At 64.2% G+C, this 25,916-nt stretch carries 24 protein-coding genes; 12 read left to right on the top strand and 12 right to left on the bottom strand.

Annotated elements, in window-relative coordinates; all coding sequences use genetic code 11:
- Positions 1-142: 142 nt before the first annotated feature.
- The 4 genes from hisG to FJ938_RS11930 form a co-directional block, all read right to left on the bottom strand.
- Positions 143-844 (bottom strand): ATP phosphoribosyltransferase, encoded by a 702-nt coding sequence (gene hisG / locus FJ938_RS11950; RefSeq protein WP_140693873.1) that lies wholly within the window; start codon positions 842-844, stop codon positions 143-145.
- Positions 841-1,962 (bottom strand): ATP phosphoribosyltransferase regulatory subunit, encoded by a 1,122-nt coding sequence (locus tag FJ938_RS11945; RefSeq protein WP_140693871.1) that lies wholly within the window; start codon positions 1,960-1,962, stop codon positions 841-843. Before FJ938_RS11945 ends, hisG begins: the two co-directional genes overlap by 4 nt.
- Positions 1,963-2,052: 90 nt before the next feature.
- Positions 2,053-3,552 (bottom strand): histidine--tRNA ligase, encoded by a 1,500-nt coding sequence (hisS, locus tag FJ938_RS11940; RefSeq protein WP_140693868.1) that lies wholly within the window; start codon positions 3,550-3,552, stop codon positions 2,053-2,055.
- Between the two features lie 503 nt (positions 3,553-4,055).
- On the bottom strand, positions 4,056-4,694 hold the full coding sequence (locus tag FJ938_RS11930; protein WP_140693863.1) for a DNA-3-methyladenine glycosylase I: 639 nt from the start codon (positions 4,692-4,694) through the stop codon (positions 4,056-4,058).
- Positions 4,695-4,906: 212 nt separating this feature from the next.
- Here FJ938_RS11930 and FJ938_RS11925 point away from each other — a divergent pair, with 212 nt between their 5' ends.
- Both FJ938_RS11925 and FJ938_RS11920 read left to right on the top strand, forming a co-directional pair.
- Positions 4,907-5,656 (top strand): L,D-transpeptidase, encoded by a 750-nt coding sequence (locus tag FJ938_RS11925; protein WP_140693860.1) that lies wholly within the window; start codon positions 4,907-4,909, stop codon positions 5,654-5,656.
- A gap of 249 nt (positions 5,657-5,905) precedes the next feature.
- Positions 5,906-6,826 (top strand): bifunctional 5,10-methylenetetrahydrofolate dehydrogenase/5,10-methenyltetrahydrofolate cyclohydrolase, encoded by a 921-nt coding sequence (locus tag FJ938_RS11920; RefSeq protein WP_140610926.1) that lies wholly within the window; start codon positions 5,906-5,908, stop codon positions 6,824-6,826.
- A gap of 11 nt (positions 6,827-6,837) precedes the next feature.
- Here FJ938_RS11920 and glcF read toward each other — a convergent pair whose 3' ends face one another.
- From glcF to FJ938_RS11895, 5 genes are all read right to left on the bottom strand, one after another.
- Positions 6,838-8,163 (bottom strand): glycolate oxidase subunit GlcF, encoded by a 1,326-nt coding sequence (glcF, locus tag FJ938_RS11915; RefSeq protein WP_140693858.1) that lies wholly within the window; start codon positions 8,161-8,163, stop codon positions 6,838-6,840.
- Between the two features lie 8 nt (positions 8,164-8,171).
- The gene (locus tag FJ938_RS11910) at positions 8,172-9,377 is read right to left on the bottom strand and encodes an FAD-binding protein (RefSeq protein WP_140610928.1); all 1,206 of its coding nucleotides are present in this window, start codon (positions 9,375-9,377) and stop codon (positions 8,172-8,174) included.
- A gap of 181 nt (positions 9,378-9,558) precedes the next feature.
- A complete protein-coding gene (locus FJ938_RS11905) occupies positions 9,559-10,068 on the bottom strand; it encodes a DUF559 domain-containing protein (protein ID WP_140693854.1) in 510 nt (169 codons plus the stop codon).
- A 4-nt stretch (positions 10,069-10,072) separates the two neighbouring features.
- Positions 10,073-11,569, bottom strand: coding sequence for an FAD-linked oxidase C-terminal domain-containing protein (locus tag FJ938_RS11900; protein ID WP_140693851.1), 1,497 nt, complete (start codon positions 11,567-11,569; stop codon positions 10,073-10,075).
- A gap of 285 nt (positions 11,570-11,854) precedes the next feature.
- Complete coding sequence (locus FJ938_RS11895) at positions 11,855-13,177, bottom strand: DUF3422 family protein (protein WP_140693849.1); 1,323 nt, start codon at positions 13,175-13,177, stop codon at positions 11,855-11,857.
- A gap of 209 nt (positions 13,178-13,386) precedes the next feature.
- On the opposite strand from FJ938_RS11895, the gene FJ938_RS11890 reads away from it, so the two are divergent.
- The 3 genes from FJ938_RS11890 to FJ938_RS11880 all read left to right on the top strand — a co-directional run bounded on the left by FJ938_RS11890 (position 13,387) and on the right by FJ938_RS11880 (position 16,186).
- Positions 13,387-14,190, top strand: a complete 804-nt coding sequence (locus tag FJ938_RS11890) for an FCD domain-containing protein (protein WP_140693846.1) — start codon at positions 13,387-13,389, stop codon at positions 14,188-14,190.
- Positions 14,191-14,216: 26 nt separating this feature from the next.
- Positions 14,217-15,353 carry an alpha-hydroxy acid oxidase gene (locus FJ938_RS11885; RefSeq protein ID WP_140693844.1) on the top strand — a complete coding sequence of 379 codons (1,137 nt, stop codon included), beginning with the start codon at positions 14,217-14,219 and terminating at the stop codon, positions 15,351-15,353.
- A gap of 62 nt (positions 15,354-15,415) precedes the next feature.
- Positions 15,416-16,186 (top strand): metallophosphoesterase, encoded by a 771-nt coding sequence (locus tag FJ938_RS11880; protein ID WP_140610980.1) that lies wholly within the window; start codon positions 15,416-15,418, stop codon positions 16,184-16,186.
- Between the two features lie 37 nt (positions 16,187-16,223).
- Here the strand turns inward: FJ938_RS11880 and FJ938_RS30260 are convergent, their stop codons facing one another.
- Both FJ938_RS30260 and FJ938_RS11870 read right to left on the bottom strand, forming a co-directional pair.
- Positions 16,224-16,355: a hypothetical protein gene (locus FJ938_RS30260; protein ID WP_013893872.1), complete on the bottom strand. Its 132-nt coding sequence runs from the start codon at positions 16,353-16,355 to the stop codon at positions 16,224-16,226.
- A 293-nt stretch (positions 16,356-16,648) separates the two neighbouring features.
- Entirely contained in the window at positions 16,649-17,347 is a 699-nt protein-coding gene (locus tag FJ938_RS11870) for a type 1 glutamine amidotransferase (protein WP_140693841.1), read from the bottom strand.
- An 88-nt stretch (positions 17,348-17,435) separates the two neighbouring features.
- Between FJ938_RS11870 and FJ938_RS11865 the strand changes: the two genes are divergently transcribed.
- The 4 genes from FJ938_RS11865 to FJ938_RS11850 all read left to right on the top strand — a co-directional run bounded on the left by FJ938_RS11865 (position 17,436) and on the right by FJ938_RS11850 (position 21,448).
- A complete protein-coding gene (locus tag FJ938_RS11865; RefSeq protein ID WP_140693839.1) occupies positions 17,436-18,083 on the top strand; it encodes a hypothetical protein in 648 nt (215 codons plus the stop codon).
- A gap of 31 nt (positions 18,084-18,114) precedes the next feature.
- Complete coding sequence (locus tag FJ938_RS11860) at positions 18,115-18,849, top strand: 16S rRNA (uracil(1498)-N(3))-methyltransferase (RefSeq protein ID WP_140693904.1); 735 nt, start codon at positions 18,115-18,117, stop codon at positions 18,847-18,849.
- 142 nt (positions 18,850-18,991) lie between these two features.
- Positions 18,992-20,365, top strand: a complete 1,374-nt coding sequence (locus FJ938_RS11855) for a glutamate--cysteine ligase (protein ID WP_140693837.1) — start codon at positions 18,992-18,994, stop codon at positions 20,363-20,365.
- 90 nt (positions 20,366-20,455) lie between these two features.
- A complete protein-coding gene (locus FJ938_RS11850) occupies positions 20,456-21,448 on the top strand; it encodes a DUF937 domain-containing protein (RefSeq protein WP_140693834.1) in 993 nt (330 codons plus the stop codon).
- Positions 21,449-21,623: 175 nt separating this feature from the next.
- Here the strand turns inward: FJ938_RS11850 and FJ938_RS11845 are convergent, their stop codons facing one another.
- Entirely contained in the window at positions 21,624-21,914 is a 291-nt protein-coding gene (locus tag FJ938_RS11845; RefSeq protein ID WP_140693832.1) for a DUF1127 domain-containing protein, read from the bottom strand.
- 177 nt (positions 21,915-22,091) lie between these two features.
- Between FJ938_RS11845 and FJ938_RS11840 the strand changes: the two genes are divergently transcribed.
- From FJ938_RS11840 to FJ938_RS11830, 3 genes are all read left to right on the top strand, one after another.
- Complete coding sequence (locus FJ938_RS11840; RefSeq protein ID WP_140693829.1) at positions 22,092-23,048, top strand: LysR substrate-binding domain-containing protein; 957 nt, start codon at positions 22,092-22,094, stop codon at positions 23,046-23,048.
- Between the two features lie 82 nt (positions 23,049-23,130).
- Positions 23,131-24,762 carry an exodeoxyribonuclease VII large subunit gene (gene xseA / locus FJ938_RS11835; protein WP_140693827.1) on the top strand — a complete coding sequence of 544 codons (1,632 nt, stop codon included), beginning with the start codon at positions 23,131-23,133 and terminating at the stop codon, positions 24,760-24,762.
- Between the two features lie 4 nt (positions 24,763-24,766).
- On the top strand, positions 24,767-25,888 hold the full coding sequence (locus tag FJ938_RS11830) for a P1 family peptidase (RefSeq protein ID WP_140693824.1): 1,122 nt from the start codon (positions 24,767-24,769) through the stop codon (positions 25,886-25,888).
- Positions 25,889-25,916: the final 28 nt, after the last annotated feature.

Below are 25,916 nucleotides of genomic sequence, written 5' to 3'. Positions count from 1 at the left end.
TGGAACGGCTATCCAAAGGAGCGCCCGCCGGGCCCGGTCACCTTCAGCAACGGCCTCAAACGCTTCCACGCCATTGTCGAGGGCTTCGTTCTTGCAAATCCATACTGACCACCGCCAAATCAAATGTGTGCGCACGCTAGCCTCAAGGGGGAGGGAGAGCGCTCATTTTCGTGACGATGTCGCGCAGGATGGCTTCATCGCTGGCGGCGCGGGCCTTCTTCGATGCCACCAGACAGGCCTGCGATTTGAGGACGACGCCGTCGCTCAACACCTTGAGATGGTTGGCACGCAGCGTCGAGCCTGTGGTGGTGATGTCGACGATGACATCGGCAAGCCCGGCGGCCGGCGCGCCTTCGGTGGCGCCGAGGCTCTCGACGATGCGATAGACCTGGATGCCGTGTTTCTGCGAGAAAAATTGCTGCGTCAGCCGCCAGTATTTGGTGGCGATCCTCAGGCGTCGGCCATGGCGCTGGCGGAAATCGGCGGCGACGTCGTCGAGGTCGGCCATGGTGTCGACATCGAGCCAGATTTCGGGCACCGCCACCACGACATCGGCATGGCCGAAGCCGAGGCGGGCCACGATCTCGGCGCGGACCTCCCAATCGCCGAGATTTTCCCGCACCAGGTCCTCGCCGGTGATGCCGAGATCGACCGCGCCCTGGCCGATCTCGCCGGCTATCTCGGAAGCCGACAGGAAGGCGACCTCGACATTGTCCAGGCCCTCGACGCGGGCGTGATATTTGCGTTCGTCGCCGGGCAGGCTGATGGCAAGGCCAGCCTTGGCCAGCACCTCCAGCGCCTGCTCTTTCAGCCGGCCCTTCGACGGGATCGCCAGCGTGATCATCGTGCCGTCTCCCGCAACGCTTCGATGCGGTCGAGCCAGACGGAAAAGCCGACACCGGGGATCGCGGTCCTGGCGCCGAGCAGCGTCAGCAGCCGGTCGTAACGGCCGCCACCGGCCAAGGGACGCTCGCCATCCTGCGCGGCGATCTCGAAGACCACACCGGTGTAGTAATCGAGCGGACGGCCGAAGGCGGCGTCGTAGCGGATTTTTCCCGCGGGCAAACCATGCGCCTCGATCGCCCTGGCGCGGGCAGCAAACTTTTCAAGCGCGGCGCCCAGCGAAAGCCCGGCGCCGTCGGCGAAGGTCTCCAGCGCCCGCGCCGCGCCATCGAGCGGCACGTCGATCGCCAAAAATCCCTTCAGCGCCGCGAAGGCCTCGTTTGACAGCCGCACACTGCGCAATTCGGCTTTCTCGATCAATCGCCGCGCAATGTCGGACGGCGAACGGCCGGCCGATGCCGACAGCCCCGCTTCCTCCATGCCACCGGCAATGTGCGCCGAGAGGCCCTCGAGATCACCGTCGAGGACAAGTGCGGCGACCGGACCGGAAAGCTGGCCGTTACGGGGCGGGTTGGCGAGATCGGCAAGGGCTGCCTGCAACATCGGCGCCGAGCCGAAGGCACGGGCCAGCCGCATGCGCCAGCCGCGCGGCAGCCCGAGGGCGGCGAGCACCGCCTCGAAAATGCCTTGGTCGCCGAGCGTGACCGCTAGCGACTGTCCGGGCAGCACCAGCGTGAGCAGCGCATGCGCGTCGGCCACGGAGCGGGCATCGGCTTGCGCCGTGTCGCGATCGCCGAGATCCTCGATGCCGGCCTGGAAGAATTCGTTGCCGCCTTCGCGGCGCTGGCGAAACACTTCGCCCAGATAGGAATAACGGCGCGGCGTCCCGGCTTGCGAGCGGATATGGTCGAGGCAGACCGGGATGGTGAATTCCGGCCGCAGGCACAGTGTCTGGCCGGTCTCGCTTTCGGTGAGGAAGATGCGGCGGCGCAAATCCTCGCCGGCCATGTCGAGGAAGGGGTCCGCCGGCTGGAGGACGGCGACCTCGACCGCGTGCGTGTCGCGGGCGGCGAAGAGGTTGGTGATGTCGGTTGAGATGACGGGGTAGCGGGAGGTCATGGAGCGCGCCCTCGCATCGCACGACCCTCTGGTTTGAGATCAGTGGGTCGACCGAAGGTCGGCGCTCCACGGCGCGACAGAACGCGGCCTCTACTTGCCACGTGCCCTCTCCTCGGCCTGCGCCGCCAAAATCTTCTTCACCTCCGCAACCAGATCACCCTCAGCGACCGTCACCTGCGCCGGCCGCGCCGCGCGCCATTCGGCATTGTCGGTAATCTCGGCCGACATGCGCGCGCCTTCGATCAGGTCCTTGATCTGCAGTTCACTCTTGGCGCGTTCGTCGCCGCCCTGGATGATTGCGACCGGGCAGCCGCGCCTGTCCGCATATTTGAGCTGCGCCTTCATGCCGGCGCCACCAAGATATATTTCGGAACGGATGCCGGCGGCGCGCAACTCCGCCACCATCTTCTGGTAGCGGCCGAGGCTTTCCGTATCCTTGTCCATCGCCAGCACGACCACTGGCGCGATCACATCGGTGCTGTCGAGCTTGCCGAGATTCTTCAGCGCCGTCACCAGCCTGGAGACGCCGATGGAAAAGCCGGTTGCCGGCACCGGCTCACCACGAAAGCGCGAGACGAGACCGTCATAGCGCCCGCCGCCGCCGACCGAACCGAAGCGCACGATCTGGCCGTCCTCGTTGGGGATTTCAGCAAGGAGTTCGGCCTCGAAGACGGGGCCGGTGTAATATTCGAGGCCACGCACAACCGAGCGGTCCATGGCGATACGGTCCTCGCCATATCCCGCGGCCCTGACCAGGGCTTCAATCGTCGCGAGTTCGCCAACGCCCTCCTGGTAGGTCGTGTTCGCGCCGACGTTGGAATCCTGGCGAGCCTGGCCCTTTGCTGTCGCAAGAAGAACGGCTTCGGCCTGTGCGTCGTTCAGCCCGGCGCCCTTGGCGAAGTCGCCCTCGCCTTCCTTGCCGCCATCCCAGCGCCCCGGGCCAAGCAGGAGCCGCACGCCTTCCGGCCCCAGCTTGTCCAGCTTGTCGATGGCGCGCAGCACCGTCAGCCGGCGTCCCGTATTCTCGTCGCCGCCAAGGCCAATCGCCTCCAGCACCCCATCCAGCACCTTGCGGTTGTTGACGCGGATGACGTAGTCGCCGCGCTTGATGCCGAGCGCTTCCATCACGTCGGCCATCATCATCGCCATTTCGGCATCGGCGGCGACGCCCGGCGTGCCGATCGTGTCGGCGTCGAACTGCATGAACTGGCGGAAGCGGCCGGGGCCGGGCTTCTCATTTCGGAACACCCAGCCCGAGCGGTAGCTGCGGTAGGGTTTGGGCAGGCGCTCGAAATTCTCGGCGACGAAACGCGCGGTCGGCGCGGTCAGGTCGTAACGCAGCGACAACCACTGATCGTCATCGTCCTGGAAGGAGAACACGCCTTCGTTCGGCCGGTCCTGGTCGGGCAGGAATTTTCCCAGTGCATCCGTATATTCGATCAGCGGCTGGTCGGCGGGTTCGAAACCATAAAGCTCATAGACCGAGCGGATCGTCGCCATCATCTTCTCGACGGCGCGGATGTCCTCGGCGCTGCGGTCGGCAAACCCGCGCGGCAGCCGCGCTTTCGTCTTTTCCGATTTGTCGGCCATGAGATCTTTGCCCGGTGTTTCGTGATGTTTGCAGGTCAACAATGTTGCGGTTTTCGCAACGCGCGTGTCCTAACCGATGCTGATTGGTGCGGCAAGGCCGGGCGAAGGCCGCTTCGGCAAGCCGCACCAAACCACTACGCAAGTGCACCAATTCCGCCACAAGCGCAGCATTGTGCCGCCACAATCGCAGCCGACAAATCGCGCGGAGACAAGGGGATTTGGCGATGGCGACGGGACGGAAATTCGATATCGTTGACGCCAGCGACGTATGTGCGCATCTACGCCCTGCCAACACCCACACTCATACGATGACCAGCCACGCGGCAGGCCCATTCGAGCCGACATGCGGTAAAGCCGTCGGGCCCACCATGCGCGATGCGCTAGTAACCGGACTGCTGGTGATCTACCCTGCCCTTGCCATCGTGGCGGCCATCTTCGCCGGGCTTTACATGTCCAGAACCATCGGCGCCTGATAGGCCGGCGCCGGGGCGTAGGCGCCGCCGCTACTTCGGCCGCTTGAATGCCTTCCGTTCCTTCTCAACTTCCTTACGGCAGACACAGCCTTCGAGATGGTCGTTGACCAGGCCCATGGCCTGCATGAAGGCGTAGACCGTGGTCGGGCCGACGAAGCTCCAGCCGCGTTTCTTCAATTCCTTCGAAATCCGTACCGAGACCGCCGTGGTCGGGTTGGCGCGCAGATGGGCGAGATCAACGATCTCGGGCCGCTCCGCCTTGCCGGGTTCGAACTTCCAGAACCAGGCGGCCAGCGAGCCGAATTCGTCGGCCATTTCGCGAGCGCGCTTGGCGTTGTTGATGGTCGAGACGATCTTGCCGCGATGGCGGATGATGCCGGCATTGCCGAGCAGGCGCTCGACATCCTTGTCGGTGAAGGCAGCGACCTTGTCGAAGTCGAAGCCGGCGAAGGCCTCGCGAAAATTCTCGCGCTTGCGCAGGATGGTCAGCCACGACAGGCCCGACTGGAAGCCCTCGAGGCAGATCTTTTCGAACAGCCTGCGGTCGTCGGCCACCGGCCGGCCCCATTCATGATCGTGATAGTGCAGATAGTCGGGCAGATTGCCATGCCAGAAGCAGCGCGCGACACCATCGGGACCGGCGAGCAGGCCGGTGTTTTCTTGTTGCATGGCTAAAATCCATTCCTTAACGCGCTTTTGCGCTGCTTTACCGTGGCTTTACCAGATTCCTGAACGCGGCGGTAACCACACCAAAAGGTTTACTGACAGTTCCGAATTTTAAGCATTCCGATTCATGTTTCGGTTGCTGCTGGCGCGCCAATGATCGCCGAACCGGGGAGCGTTTCCACCCGGTTGTATCAGACGATCAAGGTGCGTTCCCGATGAAGAGAGTCCTGTTTCCCTTGCTCGGCGCCGTGGCTGTGTTTGCGGCCGGCGTCACGCCATCCACCGCCGGCGACCGCTATGCCGACAGGCCGCCCGTGATGGTGAGCCCCGACCTTTCCGCCCCGTGGGTGCTGCAGCTTGGCCATGCGCCCGGCATCGTGCGGCAGAACCGTTCGGTCGCGCAGCAGCAGCCGCGCCTGCGCTATGCGCAGCCGCAAGCACAGCCCGACCGCGTACAGACGGCCGCCGTGCAGACGCCGGCCAAGCGCATGGTGATGCGCCCACAGATCAACCCGATCTACCTGCCGCAGGAAGTCGACTATGACGGTGGGCAGAAGCCAGGCACGATCGTGATCGATACCCGCGAGAATTTCCTCTATCTGGTCGAGAAGAACGGCAAGGCGCGGCGCTACGGCGTCGGCACCGGCAAGCCGGGCTTCGAATGGTCGGGCACGCACAAGATCACCAACAAGCGTGTCTGGCCGGACTGGCGCCCGCCGGCGCAGATGATCAAGCGCGAAGCGGCCAAGGGCCGCTACCTGCCGACCTATCTGGCTGGCGGCATCGAGAACCCGCTCGGCGCCCGCGCGCTCTATCTCGGCACGACCGAATATCGCATCCATGGCACCAACCAGCCCTGGACGATCGGTGGCGCGGTGTCGTCGGGCTGCATTCGCATGCGCAACGAGGACGTCGTCGACCTTTATGAACGGGTCAATGTCGGAACCACGGTCGAGGTGATATAATTTCGCGAATCACCTGATCCGGAGACGCATCGTTTTCCGGGGTCGGAAGAAATAAGGGGGACGGGCCGTATGGGGATGCGGTCGGTCAGGAAGGGCAGTGCGGGGAACCGCGCTGCCCTTCCTTTTTGGTTGGGTAGGAGGCGTTCCGCGGCGTTGCGTCGCGCAAAAAAGGCATCGCGGTTCGCTTTCGTGCTGACATTTCCGATGTTCTTTTGCTATGTCGGCGCCAACGAGAGAAAGAGTCCACCCATGTCCCTGTCCGACGACAGCCGCTATCTCAAGGGCGGCCCGGTTGCCCAGCGCATCATCGCCGCCGTGCGTCAGGATGCGGCGATTGCCAAAGCCGAGGGTTTTCCGCCCAAGCTGATCTCGATCACCGTCGGCGACACCGATGCCGTCGATGTCTATGTCCGCAACCAGCGCGCCAAGGCTCAGCTCGCCGGCATCGATTTCGAGGAAAGGCGCTTTCCCGCCACTATCACTTCAGGCGAGCTGGAAGCGGCAATCCATGGCCTGAACGCCGATCCGCGCGTCACCGGCATCATCATCCAGCGGCCGGTTCCCGCCCATATCCCGATCAAGACGCTGCAGGCGGCGGTGCATCCGCTGAAGGATGTCGAGGGCATGCATCCGGCCTCGATCGGCAACATCGTCTACAACCAGCTCGATCTGGCGCCCTGCACGGCGGCCGCCTCGGTCGAGTTGCTGAAGGAGACAGGCCTCGATCTCAAGGGCCTGGAAGTCGTGGTCGTCGGCCATTCGGAAATCGTCGGCAAGCCGATCGCCTTCCTTCTGATGAGCGAAGGCGCGACCGTCACGGTCTGCCACCACATGACGCGCTCGGTCGCCGCCCATGCACGCCGCGCCGATGCGCTGTTCGTCGCCGTCGGCAAGCCGCGGCTGATCAAGGCCGACATGGTGAAACCAGGGGCTGCCGTCATCGACATCGGCATCAATTCCGAAATCGGGCCGGATGGGGCGAGCCGCATTGTCGGCGACGTCGACACCGAAAGCGTGCGCGAGGTCGCCTCCTGGATCACGCCTGTGCCAGGCGGCGTCGGCCCGATCACGGTGGCGATCCTGCTGCGCAACACGATGGTGGCGCTCAGCCGGCAGCGCGCGCTCTACGAGGCGACTTACGGTACGGCGGACAGGCTCGCGGCGGAGTAGGCTCCCGGTCCTTATTCTGCCGCGACGAGGCTGTCCTCGAGCACACCGTCTGGCTTCGGTCCGCCATAGGCCCAGTCGAGCAATTTTACCGTGTGCACCACTGGCAGCTTCGCGGCGGACGCAATCTGGGTGATGCAGCCAATGTTGCCGGTGGCAATGATCGAAGCGCCGGTCGCCTCGATGTTCTTCACCTTGCGGTCGCGCAGCCTGGCCGAAATCTCGGGCTGCAGGATGTTGTAGGTGCCGGCCGAGCCGCAGCAGAGATGCCCTTCACGCGGCTCGCGGACGATGAAACCGGCCTTGGCCAGCAACTCCTTCGGCTGGCGGATGATCTTCTGACCATGCTGCATGGAGCAGGCGGAATGATAGGCGACAACGGTGCCCGGCTTGCGCACCGGCTCGGGCAGATCGATGGCGGTGAGATACTCGGTGATGTCCTTGGCCAGCGCCGACACACGCGCGGCCTTGTCGGCATAGGCCGGATCCAGCCGCAGCATGAAGCCGTAGTCCTTGATCGTCGTGCCGCAGCCTGAGGCAGTGATGATGATGGCATCGAGACCGCCCTGTTCGATGGCGCGTGTCCAGGCGTCGACATTCTGCCTTGCCGAAGCAAGCGCTGCCTCCTCGCGTCCCATGTGATGAACCAGCGCGCCGCAGCAGCCTTCGCCCTTGGGCACCACGACCTCGACGCCGAGCCGCGTCAGCAGAGAGATCGTCGTGTCGTTGATGGCGGGGTCGAGTACCGATTGCGCACAGCCGGTAAGGATGGCGACGCGCCCCTTTTTCGTGCCCCGCCCGACATGAATGCCCGGCGAGGCCATCGGCGAAGCCCCGGGGATCGATGCCGGGGCCAGCTTAAGCATCGCGCCGAGCGGCTTCAACGCCGGGATCTTCTCGAACAAGCCAATGAACGGCTTGCCCAGTTTCGCCAGTTTGAGCGCGGCGCGAAAGCGTTGAGGGTAGGGCAAGACAAAGGCCAGCATGGAACGGGTCAGCCGGTCGAGCAGCGGCCGCTTGTAGGTCTCCTGGATATGGGCGCGGGAGTGGTCGACAAGATGCATGTAGTTGACGCCCGATGGACAGGTGGTCATGCAGGCCAGGCACGACAGGCAGCGGTCGATATGGGTGACGATCTCCTTGTCGGCGGGACGGCCGTTTTCCAGCATGTCCTTGATGAGATAGATGCGCCCGCGCGGCGAGTCGAGCTCGTTGCCAAGCGTCACATAGGTCGGACAGGTGGCGGTGCAGAAACCGCAATGCACGCATTTGCGCAGGATCTTTTCCGATTCAGCGACATGCGGATCGGCAAGCTGGGCGGATGAGAAATTCGTCTGCATCTGATGTCCTAGGCCATGCGGCCGGGATTGAGGATGTTTTTCGGGTCGAATTCCTGCTTCAGGCGCAGGCTGAGCGCGGCAAGCGCCGGCGCCTGTGGTTCGAACACCGGCAGCGCCGTGCGATGGGCGGGCGCCGCGCGCGCCAGCGTCGCGTGGCCGCCGCCATGTTTGCGCAAAAGCCCCCGTAACAGAGCCGCTTCCGGGTCGCCCTCTTCCATGCGCAGCCACACCAGTCCGCCCTGCCAGTCATAGAAGGCGCTGACAGCGGCCTGCATGCGCAAGGTCAGGACCATCTGGTGCGCTTGCGAAGGCACCATCGACACGCGCCAGACCGGTTTCTCGCCGCCATCGGCGAAGGGCCTGATATCGCGTATGTCGCGCCAGATCAGCCGCGAGGCCTCACCGGAAATTTCCTCCAGCGGCCCAGCCTTGCCAAGCAGCGTCTTCAGCGCTGCAATACGGTAGGCAACGGACGGGCCAAAGCCCTCGACGCGCAGCAACGTGGCGGCGTCACTGCCGAGCGCGCCGCCGGCGACGCGCGCGGCAATGCGCTCCGGCAAATAGGCAGCGCTCGACACTTCCGCGCTGCAGCCGAGTGCCATCGCCATCGCGGCGGCCGCCGCATCATCAAGCAATCCTCTGATCGCCAGGGTGACTTCGGCTTCGGCCGCAGGCAGTACCTTGAAGGTGACATCGGTGAAAACGGCCAAGGTACCCCAGCTGTTGGCCATCAGCTTCGATAGATCATAACCGGTGACGTTCTTGACCACGCGGCCGCCGGATTTGAAGGCTTCGCCCCGGCCGGAGACCCCATTGATACCGAGGATATGGTCGCGTGCCGCACCGGCCTTCAGCCGCCTCGGACCGGACAAGTTCGCGCCGAGCACGCCGCCGATCGTGCCTTTGCCCGGCTCGCCGCCCAGCAACGGACCATAGTCCATCGGCTCGAACGCCAGTTGCTGGCCGTTCTCCGCCAGCAGTTTCTCGATCTCGGCCAGCGGCGTGCCGGCTTTCGCTGACAGCACCAGTTCGGCGGGTTCATAAAGTGTCACGCCGGTGAGCCTCGACAGGTCGAGCGTGTGCTCCGTCTGCAGCGGACGGCCGACGCCACGCTTGGAGCCATGGCCCAGGATTTCGAGCGGCGACTCTTCCGCCGCCGCCCAGGCGACGGTGGAGAGGACTTCGTCTGAGGTGGAGGGGGTGAAGGTGGTCAAGGTGCTGCACCGACAGCCAGCCGCTTCCAGCGGCGAAAAGCGAGCGTCACTTCCTTGCGCGCGATCCTGTCGAGCGAGAATTGTTTGAACAGCAAATCAGACTTCGGCAGAGCTTGGGTTCCTCGCCCCCGCAAGGCGGGGGAGAGGTGGCTCGGGCGGAGCCCGAGACGGAGAGGGGCAATCATAGAACGTCGCCCCCAATCTTCTTGGGCACGAAAACAAACCTCAGATCTGTGGCGACCACGTCTTCGGCTATTCGCCCCTCCAGTGCCGCGAGAATGGTCTCGCAGACAATCCGGCGAGTTTTGAGAATGTCGACATTCCAGAAACGCAGCACCGAAAATCCCTCACCGCGCATGAACTCGTCGCGTCGCCGGTCATAGGAATTCTCGGAGTGCTGACTTCCGTCAAGTTCGACGACCAGCTTTTCGCTACGACAGGTAAAATCGGCGAAGTATGGTCCGATCGGCATCTGCCGTACGAATTTGTACCCGCCGAGCCTTCTGGCCTTTAGCTCGGTCCAGAGTAACGCTTCAGCCTGATTGTCGCCGTGACGAAGTGTGCGAGCACGCGCAATCTTCTCAGGCGAGCGGCGGCTTGGTGCGGGCGTCACCCTCTCCGACTCGGGCTGCGCCCGAGCCACCTCTCCCCCGCTTTGCGGGGGCGAGGAACCCCTATTCTGAGACGACATCACCTCAAAACCTCGGAATGTCGGGAAACGCCACCTGCCCGCGATGCACGTGCATGCGGCCGAGTTCGGCGCAGCGGCGGAGCTGCGGGAAGACTTTTCCCGGATTGAGCAGGTGGTTGGGATCGAAGGCGCATTTGACGCGCATCTGCTGGTCGAGGTCGATCTGGTTGAACATTTCCGGCATCAGGTCGCGCTTCTCGACGCCCACGCCATGTTCGCCAGTGAGGACGCCGCCGACCTTGACGCAGAGCCGCAAAATGTCGGCGCCGAAGCTTTCGGCCTTGTCGAGTTCACCCGGCACGTTGGCATCGTAGAGGATCAGCGGGTGCAGATTGCCATCGCCGGCGTGAAAGACATTGGCGACGCCGAGCCCATATTTCTGCGACAACTCGCGCATGCCGTGCAGCACGCGCGGCAGTTCCTTGCGCGGGATGGTGCCGTCCATGCAGTAATAGTCGGGCGAGATGCGGCCGACCGCCGGGAAGGCTGCCTTGCGGCCGGCCCAGAAGTTCAAGCGTTCCTGCTCGGACTGCGAGATGCGGCAAGTGGTCGAGCCGTTGCGGATGGCGATCGCCTCGACCGCGGTGATGAGATGATCGACCTCGACGACAGGCCCGTCGAGCTCGACGATCAGCAAAGCCTCGACATCCAGCGGATAGCCGGCATGGACGAAATCCTCGGCCGCACGGATGGCCGGGCGGTCCATCATTTCCATGCCGCCTGGAATGATGCCGGCGCCGATGATGTCGGCGACGCACTGGCCGCCCTGCTCGCTGGTCGGGAAGCCGATTAGCAGCGCGCGCGCCGTCTCCGGCTTCTTCAGGATGCGCACGGTGACCTCGGTGACGACGCCGAGCAAGCCTTCGGAACCGGTCATGACGCCAAGCAGATCATAGCCTTCCGCATCGAGGTGACTGCCGCCCAGCCGCACCACCTCGCCGTTCATCAGCACCATCTCGATGCCGAGCACATTGTTGGCGGTGAGGCCGTATTTCAGGCAGTGGACGCCGCCGGAGTTTTCCGCGACATTGCCGCCGATCGAGCAGGCGATCTGGGAGGATGGATCGGGGGCGTAATAAAAGCCCTCCTGCTCGACGGCGGTGGTGATGCCGAGATTGGTAACGCCCGGTTGGGCAACGACGATGCGATTGGGATAGTCGACCTGGAGGATGCGGTTGAAGCGGCTCATGACCAGCAGCACAGCATCTTCCAGCGGCAGTGCGCCGCCCGACAGCGAGGTGCCGGAGCCGCGCGGTACGACACGGATGTTGCGGTCGTTGCAGTATTTCAGCAGGCGGGACACCTGCGCCACCGTTTCAGGCAGCACCACGACCAGCGGCAATTGCCGATAGGCGGTGAGGCCATCGCTCTCGAAGGCCCGCATGACGTTGGCAGCATCGACCACGCCCTCGCCCGGCACGATGATGCGCATGTCGGCGACGATCTCGTCGCGATGGCGCATCGTGGCATCGTCAGGTTGCGGCATGGCCAGGTCGGACATCAGCAGCCTCTTTCTGGTTGACTGGTCAAAATCTTTTACCAGTCCGGCACGCCCGTTGCAAATCCTGCTTTGGTTGAGACCGCAAGTCGAGGCCGAGACGAGCTTCCGCAGCGGCAATCTGCCGCTACCCTCCTCCCTTGAGGGGGAGGTGGCCGCGAAGCGTCCGGAGGGGGTCGTCTCACCTAGATCGCCGACTTCATCTCTGGCGCGAAACGAGCGCTGGCGCTCTACGCGAGGCGACCCCCTCTGTCGCCTTCGGCGACCTTGAGGGGGGAGATTGCGAGCCTATTCGCCGGCGTGCTTGCCGGGCTCGGAATGCATCCGGCGCACACGGCGCACGCCCCACCAGACCAGCAGGATGGCGACCGGCACCGAGGCGGCGGTGACGATCTCCGGCGCGAAGGCATGACCGAAGATCGAGGCGCCCTTGGCGACATAGCCGATCAGGCCGACGACATAATAGGAGACGGCGGCGACCGAGAGGCCTTCGACGGTCTGCTGGAGCCGCAGTTGCAGGCGGGCGCGGTTGTTCATCGAAGCGAGCAGGTCGCGGTTTTGCTTCTCGACCTCGACATCGACCCAGGTGCGCAGCAGCGTGGTGGCGCGGGTGAGTTTTCGCGACAGGTTGGCTTGCCGTTCTTCCACCGAGCGGCAGGTCCGCATCGCCGGCGCGACGCGACGCTGCAGGAACCCTTCCCAGGTGTCGTAGCCGGGCACGGCTTCCTCTTCGAGTGCCTCCAGCCGCTCGACGACGATGCCATCATAGGCGCGGCTGGCGCCGAAGCGGTAAAGACTCGAGGCCGCGTCCGCCTCCAGTTCCGCGGCAAGTTCGGTCAGGTCGGCGAGCAGCGTCTGGCTGTCGCGGGTCTCGGCGACCTTCATCTCCAGCGTGGTCAGGGCCAGCCTGTCCTCGATACGACGGGCGCGACCCGACAAGGTCAGCGCCAGCGGCAGGCCGAGCATGGCGAGCGTGCGGTAGGTTTCGATGTCGATCAGCCGCTGCGACAGCGCCCCGGTGCGCGCCGGCGTCAGGCCGCGATCGAGCACCAGTATGCGGGTCATGCCGTCACCATCCTGGCGGAAATCGGTGACGATTGCCGCGTTGCCGCGCTCGACCAGCGAGTAGCACAGGCTGGTAGGGTCGAAATCGGCGATCAACCGCTCGCTCACCTGTGTCCATTTGCGGATCTCGAGCCGGATGCCCGAAATGACGGTGCCCGGCGGCGAAAAGCCGTTGCCGAATGGCGAATCCTCCTGCCCCCTGCCGTTTTCGGAAAGCGGCCCTTCCCACAGATAGGTCGAGAATTCCGTATGCCGCTCCCAGCGCAGCGAGCCCTTGCCCCACTTCATGGCGTGGTGACGCGCCTGGCGGTCGGGCGCGGCAATGCCAAGGCGCCGCGACAGTTCGGAAAGCACGGCATGATCGACGCCGGAACCGCCTTCGGTCATGAAGGCGAGTTGCACCAGGACGCGCGGCTTTTCGATCAGCGGATGCGGCCGGGCATGCACCTCCCCCAGTGCGCCGGGCCGGCCCTCATGCGCGGGGAAGCCCATGACGCTGCCCTTGGCACGCGGCTGGAATTCGAGATTGGACGGGTCGTCTGACACGGCTGGTCCCCCGGGGTTTCCTTGACCCTCTTGCAGTCGCGTCCCTCTAGGGCCAATCGCCTGATGACGCAAACAGCAAAGTTTAGCCGAAGGTGATGGAACAGCGCGCGGCAATGCCGGCCCACCCTGACCAATTGGATAAATAATTTGACCAGTTGGCGACGCAGGCTTTATCGTGCGTGACACCGGTTCACCTTCCAGGCAATCTGTTGAGCGATATTTTTTCCAGGATCGAGCATTCGCGCACCGCCGACGAGGTGGTGCAGCAGATCGAGAGCCTCATCCTCGAAGGCGTGCTGCGCACGGGTGACCGGTTGCCGGGCGAACGCGAGTTGGCACGCCAGTTCGACGTGTCGCGGCCGATCCTGCGCGATGCGCTGAAGGCGCTCGAAGGACGTGGCCTGCTGACCACGCGCCCAGGCGGCGGCACGCATGTCGCCGACATCATCGGCCAGCTGTTCACCAAACCGGTGGCGGACCTGATCTCGATGCATCGCAAGGCGGTGACCGACTATCTGGAATACCGCCGCGAGATCGAAGGCATAGCCGCCGAATATGCGGCGCGGCGCGCTACCCCCGAGGATCTTGCGCTGCTCGACCGCATCATGGCGCGCATGGATGAGGCGCATCGCACCGGCGATTTCGACGACGAGGCCGAAATCGACGTCGAATTCCATCACGCGATCTGCGAATGCGCGCACAACATCCTGTTCCTGCACACGCTGCGCTCCTGCTACCGGCTGCTGTCGGAAGGCGTGTTCCAGAACCGGCTGCTGGTGTTCACCGTGCCCGGCGCGCGCGAGGCGCTGCTTGCGCAACACCGGGCGATCCATGCCGCGGTGAAAGCCGGCGATCCGGCCGGAGCCCGGCAAGCGGCGATGGACCATATGACCTATGTCGAGCGGTCGATGGCGGAAGCCGAGCGCAGCGGCGACTGGCAACGCGTGTCGCGGCTCAGACTGCGGCAACGTTTGGAAGCCGGCGACACCGAACCGGCGCGCAGACGCTCCTAGTCAATTCGATTCAAGCGGGGACCATCATGAGCGACATTCTCACCATCGCAGACCTCAAGGATCTCGCGCGCCGGCGCGTGCCCAAGATGTTCTTCGACTATGCCGACTCCGGTGCCTGGACCGAAAGCACCTATCGCGCAAATGAGGAAGACTTCCAGAAGATCAAGTTCCGCCAGCGCGTGCTGGTCGACATGAGCAACCGCTCGCTGGAATCAACCATGATCGGCCAGAAAGTGTCGATGCCGGTGGCGCTGGCGCCGACCGGCCTGACCGGCATGCAGCACGCCGACGGCGAGATGCTGGCGGCGCAGGCGGCCGAGGAATTCGGCGTGCCCTTCACCCTGTCGACGATGAGCATCTGTTCGATCGAGGACGTCGCCTCGGTGACGAAGAAGCCGTTCTGGTTCCAGCTCTATGTTCTGCGCGACAAGGATTTCGTGCTCGACCTGATCGACCGGGCGAAGGCGGCGAAATGCTCGGCGCTGGTGCTGACGCTCGACCTGCAGATCCTCGGCCAGCGCCACAAGGATGTCCGCAACGGGCTTTCGGCGCCGCCCAAGATGACGCTGACCAACATCATAGACCTGGCCCTCAAACCGCGCTGGTGCCTGGGCATTGCCGGCACCAAGCGTCGCACCTTCCGCAACATCGTTGGCCATGCCAAGGGCGTCGGCGACGTCTCTTCGCTATCGTCCTGGACGACAGAGCAGTTCGATCCGCAGTTGTCGTGGAAGGACGTGGCGTGGATTAAGGAGCGCTGGGGCGGCAAGCTGATCCTGAAAGGCATCCTCGACAAGGAAGATGCGCTGATGGCGGCCAAAACCGGCGCTGACGCCATCGTCGTTTCCAACCATGGCGGGCGTCAGCTCGACGGTGCGTCATCGTCGATCATGGTGCTTGAGGAAATCGCCGATGCGGTCGGCGATCAGATCGAGGTCCATATGGATGGCGGCATCCGCTCCGGCCAGGACGTGTTGAAAGCGCTTTGCCTCGGCGCCAAGGGCACCTATATCGGCCGGCCATTTCTTTACGGCCTGGGCGCGCTCGGCAAGGAAGGAGTTACCAAAGCGTTGGAAATCATCCGCAAGGAGATGGACATAACGCTGGCGCTGTGCGGAAAGCGGCTGGTGACGGACGTGGGCAAGGACCAGCTTCGGCGCTAGGACCGTTCATTCGTTGGCCGTAGCTTCCACGTGACGGCCCGATCATGGAGACGACGCCAGCCTTGACGCAGAGCGGCATTCATTTTCTCGACGCGCGTGGACCGGACGGCATGCGGCTCTACGCCATCGGCGATGTGCACGGGCGATATGACCTGCTCAGCGCCATGCATCGCCGGATCGAGAACGAGCTGGAATACGCGCCGTCGTCCGACTGGCGCATCATACATCTCGGCGACTATACCGACCGGGGGCCGGAGTCCAAAAGCGTCATCGATTTCCTAATCGAGGCGCAAAAGCGCGATCCGCGCAATTTGATGCTCGCCGGCAACCACGACATCGGCTTCCTCGAATTTCTCGACGTTCCCGAGCCGGACGGCCTGTTCATGGGCAATGGCGGCATCCAGACGGCGCAGTCCTATGGCGTGACGCTTTCCGCTGGCAATGGCTGGTTCGGCAGGGCCGAGGCGGCACTACGGCAGGGCCACGCGGCACTGGTCGACGCCGTGCCGCAGAGCCATATCGACTTCCTGCGCTCGCTGCCGTTTTCAGTGACCTTCGGTGACTTCTTCTTCTGCCATGCCGGCATAAGGCCGGGCGTTCCGCTCGACCAGCAAAGCCCTGCGGATCTGATCTGGATCCGCGACCTCTTCCACCACCATTCCGGCCTTTATCCCAAGATCGTGGTGCACGGCCACACGCCGGTGCCGGAAGCCGAAGTGATGGTCAACCGCGTCAATGTCGACACGCTTGCCTGGCAGTCAGGCAAGCTTACCGCGCTCGTCGTGGACGGAGCGGACAAACGCATCCTGGAAATGGCGATAAAGGAAGCTTGAGCGGCGCGCGCTAGAGGACGCGAGAGAGGCTCCGGCTCTAGCGAAGGGAGGCGGTGACGCCGTAGCCGTCGACGGCGTTGTGGTTGTTGGCTGCATCCGCGGCATAGATACCCAGACCGCAAAGCACGATGGCGGACAGCATGGCAAAGGACAGAAGCGCTGCTTTCACGGAAGTCATCTCTTGTTGAGCTTTCTGCATCTGTGCACGGGACAGTTACCAATGCGTTGAAACGGAGAATTCGCTTCAAATTTTCGGCGATTTCGGGCTTCTAGGCATGTTCTGTATCGGAGGTGTGTCGCACGGGTCACACAAAAGGTTCATCGCGGTTGCACAGCCGATGCAGAGCGCGCGCCTTCTAGGATAGCGGGCGGACACAAGCCAAGGATGAAAAGTGTTTTCCCCAGACTGATTCAGGGCCGCGTGCCAATTATGTCACGCGGCGGGCTGCGGAGGGCGGATGCTCAGATGGTCGCGACCCAGGCGCGAGCAATGGCAAGGCCGGCGGCATCCGCGTCGGGGCCGTTACGGGCCATTTCGCCGTCCAGCTTGCCGGCCCAGTCGGGATGGCGCGCGGCGATAACAGGCGCGAAGAAGGAACTCCAGTCCTTGACCATCGGCCGGTCGGCCTCGAAATGGAACTGGAAGCCGTAGACCGCGCGGCCGACCCGAAACGCCTGATTTTCGGCGACGTCATTGCCGGCGAGCCGCACGGCGTTTTCCGGCAGTTCGAACGTGTCATCGTGCCACTGGAAGATCGGGAACTTTTCCGGCAGCGCGGCCAATACCGGATCGGCCTTGGCGTCCGGCGTCAGCGAAACGCCGTGCCAGCCGAATTCGTTGGCGCCGCCGATGCGGTTCTCGCCGCCGAAGGCACGGGCGACAAGTTGGCTGCCGAGGCAGATGCCGAGCACCGCGCGGTCCTTGCCGGCGAAATCGCGGGTCAGTTCGAGCAGCGCGGGGAAATAGGGATATTCATCGTCGGCCAATGCATTCTGGCCGCCGCCGAGCACCACCATGGCATCGTGCCCGGCTGCATCGTCAGGCAACGGATCGCCCTTGTAGGGCAGGCGCACATCGAGATCGGCACCCGCTTCCGCAAGGGCGGCACCAACCTGACCGAGGCCGGTATTGTCGTAGTTCTGGACCACCAGCACCCGCATCCGCAAACCCTGCTGACATGAAAATGATGCGGGGAGCGATACCATGCCGCCAGCGTTGCAGCCAAGATGCGTATCCTGGGAGAGAACTATGCCACTGCAGAACCGGGTCGATCCGTTCGGCGCCATCCGCGCCGTGCCAGAGCGCGGCCTGTTCACCGGCAATCGCGGCATCATCCATGATCCCGAAACGAAGACCCTGTTGAAGAAACGCTGGGCCCTGCAGGCCTGGATCATCTGCGTGTGCCAGTTCCGCAACGTACGGCGCGAGCCGATGGGCCGCAACCGGCCGGGTGGCAAGACCGGCTGGACCGAGCTGTTTTTCCTGGACGAGGTCACGGCGTTGGCTGCGGGGCACCGGCCCTGCTTCTTCTGCCAGCGCGAACGGGCCAGGGATTTTGTCGGCCACTTCGGCAAGGCCTTCGGTATTGCCGAACCGCGCGCCCCGCAGGTCGACAAGCGATTGCACAAGGAGCGGCTGGCTTCGGGTGGCAGGCCGCCGATGGTTACTATCGAAGACCTTGCCCGCCTGCCGGACGGCGCAATGGTGGCGGAGGGAAGCAACGCTTATGCCCTGCGCGGGGGCAACGGCTTGCGTTGGTCCTTTGGTGGATATGGTCCACCCACTGATTTCAGTTCGCTCGAAGGCAAGGCACTTTCATTGCTGACACCGGCGACGACGCTTGCCGTCCTGCATCATGGCTTTCGCCCGGTGTGGCATCCGTGCGCCGAGGCTTGACGCCAGCGGCCGGCTCGCCCATTCCTCGGCCATGCGCGCCAATTACAAGATGCAACGCCTGTTTGTGCCTGATGATCTCGGGTCAGATATCGAGCTCGACCCCAGCCAGCAGCAAAGTCACTATTTGATGCACGTGCTGCGGCTCGGCGAAGGCGCGGAAGTCCTGCTGTTCAACGGCCGTGACGGCGAATGGTCAGCGGCCATTGCCGCCAAATCCAAGAAGGCTATCAAGCTCAAGGTCGTGCAGAAACAGCGGCCGCAACCGCCGCTGCCCGACCTCATCTACTGTTTCGCGCCGTTGAAGCAGGGCCGCCTCGACTATCTCGTGCAGAAGGCGGTCGAGATGGGCGCAGGTATTTTGCAGCCGGTCATCACCCAGCACACGCAAGTGGCCAAGCCGTCCATCGATCGCCTGCGCGCCAATGTCGTCGAGGCCGCCGAGCAGTGCGGCATCCTGGCGGTGCCGGAGCTTCGCGAGGCGGAAAAGCTCGAACGCCTGCTGACCGGGTGGGACAAGGAGCGGCGGCTGATCTTCTGCGACGAGGACGCCTCGACCAACAATCCGCTGCCGGCCTTGCAGCAATTGAAGGAGAAGAAGCTGGCGCTGCTGGTCGGGCCGGAAGGCGGCTTTTCCGATGACGAGCGCAAGATGCTGCGCGCTCTGCCCTTCGTGACCGCCATTCCGCTCGGGCCGCGCATCCTGCGCGCCGACACGGCGGCCGTGGCCGCACTTGCCGTCATGCAGGCAACGATCGGAGATTGGTGAGGCTCTTCTTTCTCCCTCCGAGCAAGAAGGCGCGCTCTTCAATTCCTCTTGACCTCTGGCTCAGGATTTTTCGCTTGATCGGCTGCTGACATTTCGTCCATTTACCCCCGGCGGCCCTCCGGCTGCTCTTGAGGGCTTGATCATGGCGCGCGACACAACCGATTTCCGGCCCATCGAAGGCGTCGACGAACTCGTCGAGCACCTGGCCGAGGGCAACAAACCACGTGACAAGTGGCGCATCGGCACCGAGCACGAGAAATTTCCGTTCTATGTCGATGGCAACGCACCGGTGCCCTATGGCGGCGAACGCGGTATCCGCGCCATCCTCGAAGGCATGCAAAACAAGCTCGGCTGGGACCCGATCATCGATGATGGCCGCATCATCGGCCTGGTCGAGCCGACGGGACAAGGGGCGATATCGCTCGAGCCCGGCGGCCAGTTCGAGCTTTCCGGCGCACCGCTGGAGACAATCCACCAGACCTGTCGCGAGGGCAATGCCCATCTGGCGCAGGTGCGCGAGATCGCCGAGCCGATGGGTATCCGCTTCCTCGGCCTTGGCGGCAGCCCGAAATGGTCGCTGGCCGAGACGCCGAAAATGCCGAAGTCGCGCTATGAGATCATGACGCGCTACATGCCCAAGGTCGGCACCAAGGGCCTCGACATGATGTACCGAACCTGCACGATCCAGGTGAACCTCGACTTCGAGAGCGAAGCCGACATGCGCCGCAAGATGCAGGTGTCGCTGAAACTGCAGCCGCTGTCGACGGCGCTGTTCGCCAACTCACCTTTCACCGAGAGCCGCCCAAACGGCCTGCAGAGCTGGCGTGGCGACATCTGGCGCGACACCGACAACCAGCGCTCCGGACTGCTCGAATTCTGCTTCTCGCCCGATTTCGGTTTCGCCGATTATGTCGAATGGGCGCTCGACGTGCCGATGTATTTCGTCATTCGCGACGGCCGCTATCACGATATGACGCACATCACCTTCCGCCAGTTCATGGCCGGCGCCGCGCGCAATGAAGTGCCCAACGGTCTGCCGACGATGGGCGACTGGGCGAACCACCTGTCGACCCTGTTCCCCGATGTGCGGCTGAAGCGTTTCCTGGAGATGCGCGGCGCCGATGGCGGGCCGTGGCGGCGCATCTGCGCGTTGCCGGCTTTCTGGGTCGGGCTGCTCTATGACCCGGCGGCGCTCGACGCGGCGGAGGCGCTGACCTCCAGCTGGACCTACAAGGAAGTGCTGGCAATGCGCAACGCCGTGCCGGAGTTGGGTATTTCCGCGCCCTTCCGCAACGCCACGCTGCGCGAGATGGCGCGCGATGTGCTGGCCATTTCGCGCCTGGGGCTGAAGAACCGCGGCAAGAAGAACCGCGACGGCTACGACGAGACCTCGTTCCTCAACACGCTCGACGAGGTCGTGGCGCGCGGCACCACCAGCGCCGAGGAGATGCTGTCGGCCTACCACACGCGCTGGGGCGGCTCGATCGAACCGGTGTTCATGGAATACGCCTACTGACCCGGCGCGTCGAGGAGCGGCAAAACCCGCTTCAATAGAGTGATGAAACGAACTAGGCTCTCAGCTGGGGATTTCCCGGAGGAGAAGCCGATGCCCACCTTGTTCGACATGCTGACGCAGGCCCAGAACGGCAACGGCATGCAGGCGCTTGCTCAGCAATACGGGCTTTCGATGCAGCAGACGCAGGCGGCGGTCGCCGCGCTGCTGCCGGCTTTTTCGCAAGGGTTGCAGCGCAACACCGCCGATCCCTACGGGCTCGGCGCCTTCATGACCGCGATGGCCAGCGGCCAGCACGCCAAGTATTTCGAGGATGCGACGCGCGCCTTCTCGCCGCAAGGCGTCGACGAAGGCAATGGCATTCTGGGACACCTGTTCGGCTCGAAAGAGCTTTCGCGCGCCGTCGCCAGCCAGGCAGCGCAAGCGAGCGGCGTCAGCCAGCAGATCCTGCAGCAGATGCTTCCCGCGATCGCCTCGATGGTGATGGGCGGCCTGTTCAAGCAGACGACGGACCAGTTGACGGGAGGTCCGATGCAGCCCGCAGGCGGCTTCGGCGGCGGCAACAATCCGCTCGGCCAGATCATCGAGCAGATGATGCGGCAGAGCGGCGGCATGCAGGCGCCGCCGCCCCAGGCCCCGATGGACAACCCGCTTGGCAAGGTCTTGCAGGATATGTTTGGCGGCACGCCGCAAACGCAAGGCCGGCAGCAGCCGGCTCCCAATCCCTATGGCGACAATCCGCTCGGCAAGGTGCTGCAGGACATGTTCGGTGGCGCTGCCCAGCAACCACAGAACCGGCCGCAGCCGCAGCAGACACAGAGCCCCTACGGCGACAACCCGCTGGGAAAGATGTTCGAGGAGATGCTGCGCGGCGGGGGTGGATTTGGCGGCGAACAGCCGACGCCCGAGGCACCGCAGCAGCGTCAGGCACCACAGCCGCAGACCAACCCGAGCGGCAGGCCGAGGAATCCATTCGACGATATCTTCGGCAAGATGTTCGAGACCGGCGCGCAGCAGCGCGACGAGTACCAGAAAGGCGTGGAAACGATCTTTGACCAGTTCAAGCGGGACATGGACCGCCGGTAGGGCGCCACGCTACAACCCACCATTTTCGAGCAAGCCGAAAAAGAAGAGCCCGATCCTTGGGAGGACCGGGCAATGTGCAGGCAGGCCGGCGGGGAACCGGCAGGGAGTGGGGAGCCTGCAGAACCTTGGTCGTGCTGACCTCTCAAAAGGTTCAACGAGACCGAAACTGAACCAATCAGGCCACCTTGCGGGCGATGTCCTCGATCGTTTCGACGCGATCGCTGGCAATTTCACGCAAGATCACCGTCGGGTCGCGGCCAAACGGCACGTCGATGGCGACATGCAGGTCGGCGCGCGTCAGGCCGATATCGGCGAGCTCGGCATCCGACATCTCGCCAAGGCGATAGAAGGCGCGGCGATTTTTCCAGGCGCGGTAGGCGTTGGAGACGGTATTCGCCACGCGCGTCGCAACGGCCGGACGCGTGACGATGCGCGAGGTCTCGGTGGCGAAATCGATCGTGGTCATGTCAGCCTCCTTCGGAGTCGAGCGGACGAAGCCGGGCAAGCGGCGCCTGTCACAGGTGCCGCTCCGGTCTCGATTCACATGCTTTCATGTGGACAATGCCAATTTGCCATCGACCGATTGATTAATCTAACGAATGTTTCTAATCCTAGGCATCAACATCAATGATGGATCATCTCGATGAAAGCGCCACTCGATCTCGATCAGTTGCAGACCTTCATCTCGATCGCCGATACCGGCAGTTTCACTCGCGCGGCGGAAGATGTGCATCGCACCCAGTCGGCCGTGTCGATGCAGATGCGCCGGCTGGAGGAGCGGATCGGCAAGCCGCTGTTCGAGAAGGACGGGCGCAGCAACAGGCTGACGGAGGAAGGCGACAAGCTGCTCTCCTACGCAAGACGGCTGCTCTATCTCAACCGCGAAACACTCGCCGCCTTCGACGACCAGCGGCTCGAAGGCACGATCCGCATCGGCACGCCGGACGACTATGCCGACCGTTTCCTGCCGGAGATCATGGCGCGCTTCACGCGCTCCAATCCGCGGGTCGAACTGACCGTGATCTGCGAGCCGACGCCGGGGCTGGTCGAGCATATCAAGCGCGGCAATCTCGACCTGGCGCTGGTGACGCACAATGATGTCCGCGGCCAATCGGAAGTCGTGCGGCGCGAACCGCTGCTGTGGGTTTCTTCGGCCAACCATGCGACGCACGAGCAGGAAATCCTGCCGATGGCCTTTGGCCGGCCGAATTGCATCTGGCGGCGCGCCGCCGTCGATGTGCTGGACCAGCAGAACCGCGAGTATCGCATCCTGTTCACCAGCTTCTCGGCAACCGTCATCACCGCCGCGGTGCTGTCTGGCCTCGCGATATCCGTGCTGCCGGAATGCGCGCTCAGGCCCGGCATGCGCGTGCTGGGCGAAGCCGATGGCTTCGGCGCACTGCCCGATTGCCGCATCGGCATCATGCGCGGCCAGACGTCGCGGCCGGAGATCGTCGACGCGCTTGCCCGCCATATTTCGGAAAGCCTGGACAATATTTCGGTGCCCCTCGGCGAAGAGGCGGGAACCTTCGACTTCGCCGCCCTCGCCTTCACCAAGATGAAGCGGACCAGGCCGAACCAGATCCTGCCAGGCTGGTAGAAAGGATCAGGCACCAGGTCATGAATGGCTGGCCTGACATGGGCGTCTTGACGTGGGGCGCCAACCAGCCCCCAATCGGCCGATGAGCGAAGCAGCATCCGAATCACGCACCAACGCCACCGAATACACGGTGAGCGAGATTTCCGGCGCGCTGAAGCGCACGGTCGAGGACGTCTTCGGCAATGTGCGGGTGCGCGGCGAAATTTCGGGCTATCGCGGCCCACATTCCTCCGGCCATGCCTATTTCGCACTGAAGGACGACCGCGCCCGGCTTGACGCCGTGGTGTGGAAGGGCACGATGAGCCGGCTGAAATTCCGTCCCGAGGAAGGGATGGAGGTGATCGCCACCGGCAAGCTGACCACCTATCCCGGCAAGTCCAACTACCAGATCGTTATCGACAATCTCGAGCCGGCCGGCGCCGGCGCACTGATGGCGCTGCTGGAGGAGCGCAAGCGCCGGCTGCAGGCGGAAGGGCTTTTCGACCCGGGCCGCAAACGCCGGCTGCCGTTCATGCCGTGCGTCATCGGTGTCGTCACCTCGCCGACCGGGTCCGTCATCCGCGATATCATCCACCGCATCAAGGACCGCTTTCCGCTGCATGTGCTCGTCTGGCCGGTGCGCGTGCAGGGCGAAACCGCGAGCGCGGAAGTGACCAATGCCGTCACCGGCTTCAACGCGCTGGCATGGGATGGCCCCATCCAGCGCCCCGACCTTTTGATCGTCGCGCGCGGCGGCGGCAGCCTGGAAGATCTGTGGGGCTTCAACGACGAGACACTGGCGCGGGCAGTTTCCGCCTCCGGCATTCCGGTGATCTCCGCCGTCGGCCACGAGACCGACTGGACGCTGATCGACCTTGTCGCGGATGTGCGGGCGCCGACACCGACGGGTGCCGCCGAAATCGCCGTGCCGGTCAAGGCCGATCTCGAAGCGACGCTTGCCAGTCTCGGCGCGCGGCTGAAGGCCGCGGTGCTGCGCAATTTCGAGCGCAAGCGGCAGGCAGCCCGCGCGGCGGCGCGCGCACTGCCCTCGCCCGATCAATTGCTGGCGCTGCCGCGCCGGCGCCTCGATGATGCGACGAGCCGGCTCGGCCGGGGCCTGATGGTGTCCACCGAACGCAAGCGGGCACGATTCTTCGCCGTAAAATTGACGCCGGCGATGCTGTCACAGAGGATTGCCGAGGCGCGGCGCACCAACGATCGGAACCTTTTGCGGGCGCAAGGGGCGCTGCGCGCGCTGACGAGGGCACGGCGCGCTGAACTGAACCGCGCCGCCGATCAGTTGCCAAAATGCGCCAAGGCGTCGTTGCAGCGTCACAGGCAGCAGTTGGCATTATTGCAGGGTCGCATCACCATCGAGCCGACAGCACGGCGGCAACGTGTGCAGAGGGATTTGCTGACGGCACTGACCAGACGTGGCAGCCAGGCGGTACTGCTCAGGCTGGAGCGGCTGCGCGGCCGCATTGGCCAGGCCGACCGGCTGATGGCGACGCTTTCCCACAAGGCCGTCCTGGCGCGTGGCTTCGCGCTGGTGAAGGACGCCGACGGCGCCGTCATCAAGCAGGCGGCCGACGTGGCGTCGGGGATGGCGCTGTCGTTGGAGTTCGCGGACGGCACGGCGGATGCGGTGGCAACCAGCGGGACCGCGCGGCCAAGGCCGGCTGCCAGGCCGGCGGCCAAGACCAAGGAACCCGGCAAACAGGGATCGCTGTTCTGAGATCATGACCGACAATCCGCATCATCATTTGGCAACGCCGTCAGGCAAGCCGCGCGCGCGAAGCATCGGCATCGGCTTTGACGGAACGCCCGGGCCGTTCAATGCGATCACCGACGTGCCCGGTGTCGCGGTCGGCTATTCGACGCTGATATCGGGCGATGGCGCGCTCGTCGTCGGCAAGGGGCCGGTGCGCACCGGCGTCACCGCCATTCTGCCGAGGCCGCGTGCCGAATTGCCCGCGCCAGTTTTCGCCGGCATCTTCAGCCAGAATGGCAATGGTGAGTTGACCGGCTCGCATATCGTCGAGGAAACCGGCGCTTTCAACTTCCCGATCACCATCACCAACACGCATTCCTGCGGGGTTTCGCGTGACGGCACGCTGCGTTGGATGAACCAGGCGCTGCCGGCCGCAATCGACAGTGCCTGGGACCTGCCGGTGGCGGCGGAGACCTATGACGGGTTCCTCAACGACATAAACGGCCACCATTTGACGTTTGCGCATGTCGCCGAGGCGCTCGATGGCGCGGCGGGCGGCCCGGTCGAGGAAGGCAGCGTCGGCGGCGGCACCGGCATGATCACTTTCGGCTTCAAGGCCGGTTCCGGCACGGCGTCACGCATCGTCGCATGGCAAGGGCGCAGCTACACGGTGGGCGCCTTCGTGCAGTCGAATTTCGGCAAGCGGCGCAATTTTACCCTTCGTGGCCTGCGTGCCGGACCGGACCTTATCGAGCCAGCTGTCCGCGAGGGAACGCCGCGCGCCGAAAAGGGCTCCATCATTGCCGTCATCGCCACCGACGCGCCGTTCCTGCCGCACCAGATGAAGCGGCTGGCTCGCCGTGTGCCGCTCGGCGTCGCCATGACCGGCGGCTTCGGCTATCACAGCTCGGGCGATATCTTTCTCGCCTTCTCGACAGCCAATCCCGACGCGGCGCTGGCGCCATCGGGCCGCATCGCCAATGCCGATTTCATCCCCGATACGGACATCGATCCGTTTTTCGACGCGGTGATCCAGACCGTGGAAGAATCGATCCTCAACGCCCTTGTCGCCAATGACGACATGACCGGGCGCGACGGCAATTTCGTGCCGGCACTGCCGAAGGCGTGGCTGAAGGAAAAGTTCGGCTGATACGAAACGCGGGCCAGATGGCCCGCGC

The sequence above is a fragment of the Mesorhizobium sp. B2-4-14 genome (assembly GCF_006442155.1).
GTDB lineage: Bacteria > Pseudomonadota > Alphaproteobacteria > Rhizobiales > Rhizobiaceae > Mesorhizobium.
Note: the sequence above shows the minus strand (reverse complement) of the source record. Positions and strands in the feature narration are given on the sequence as shown.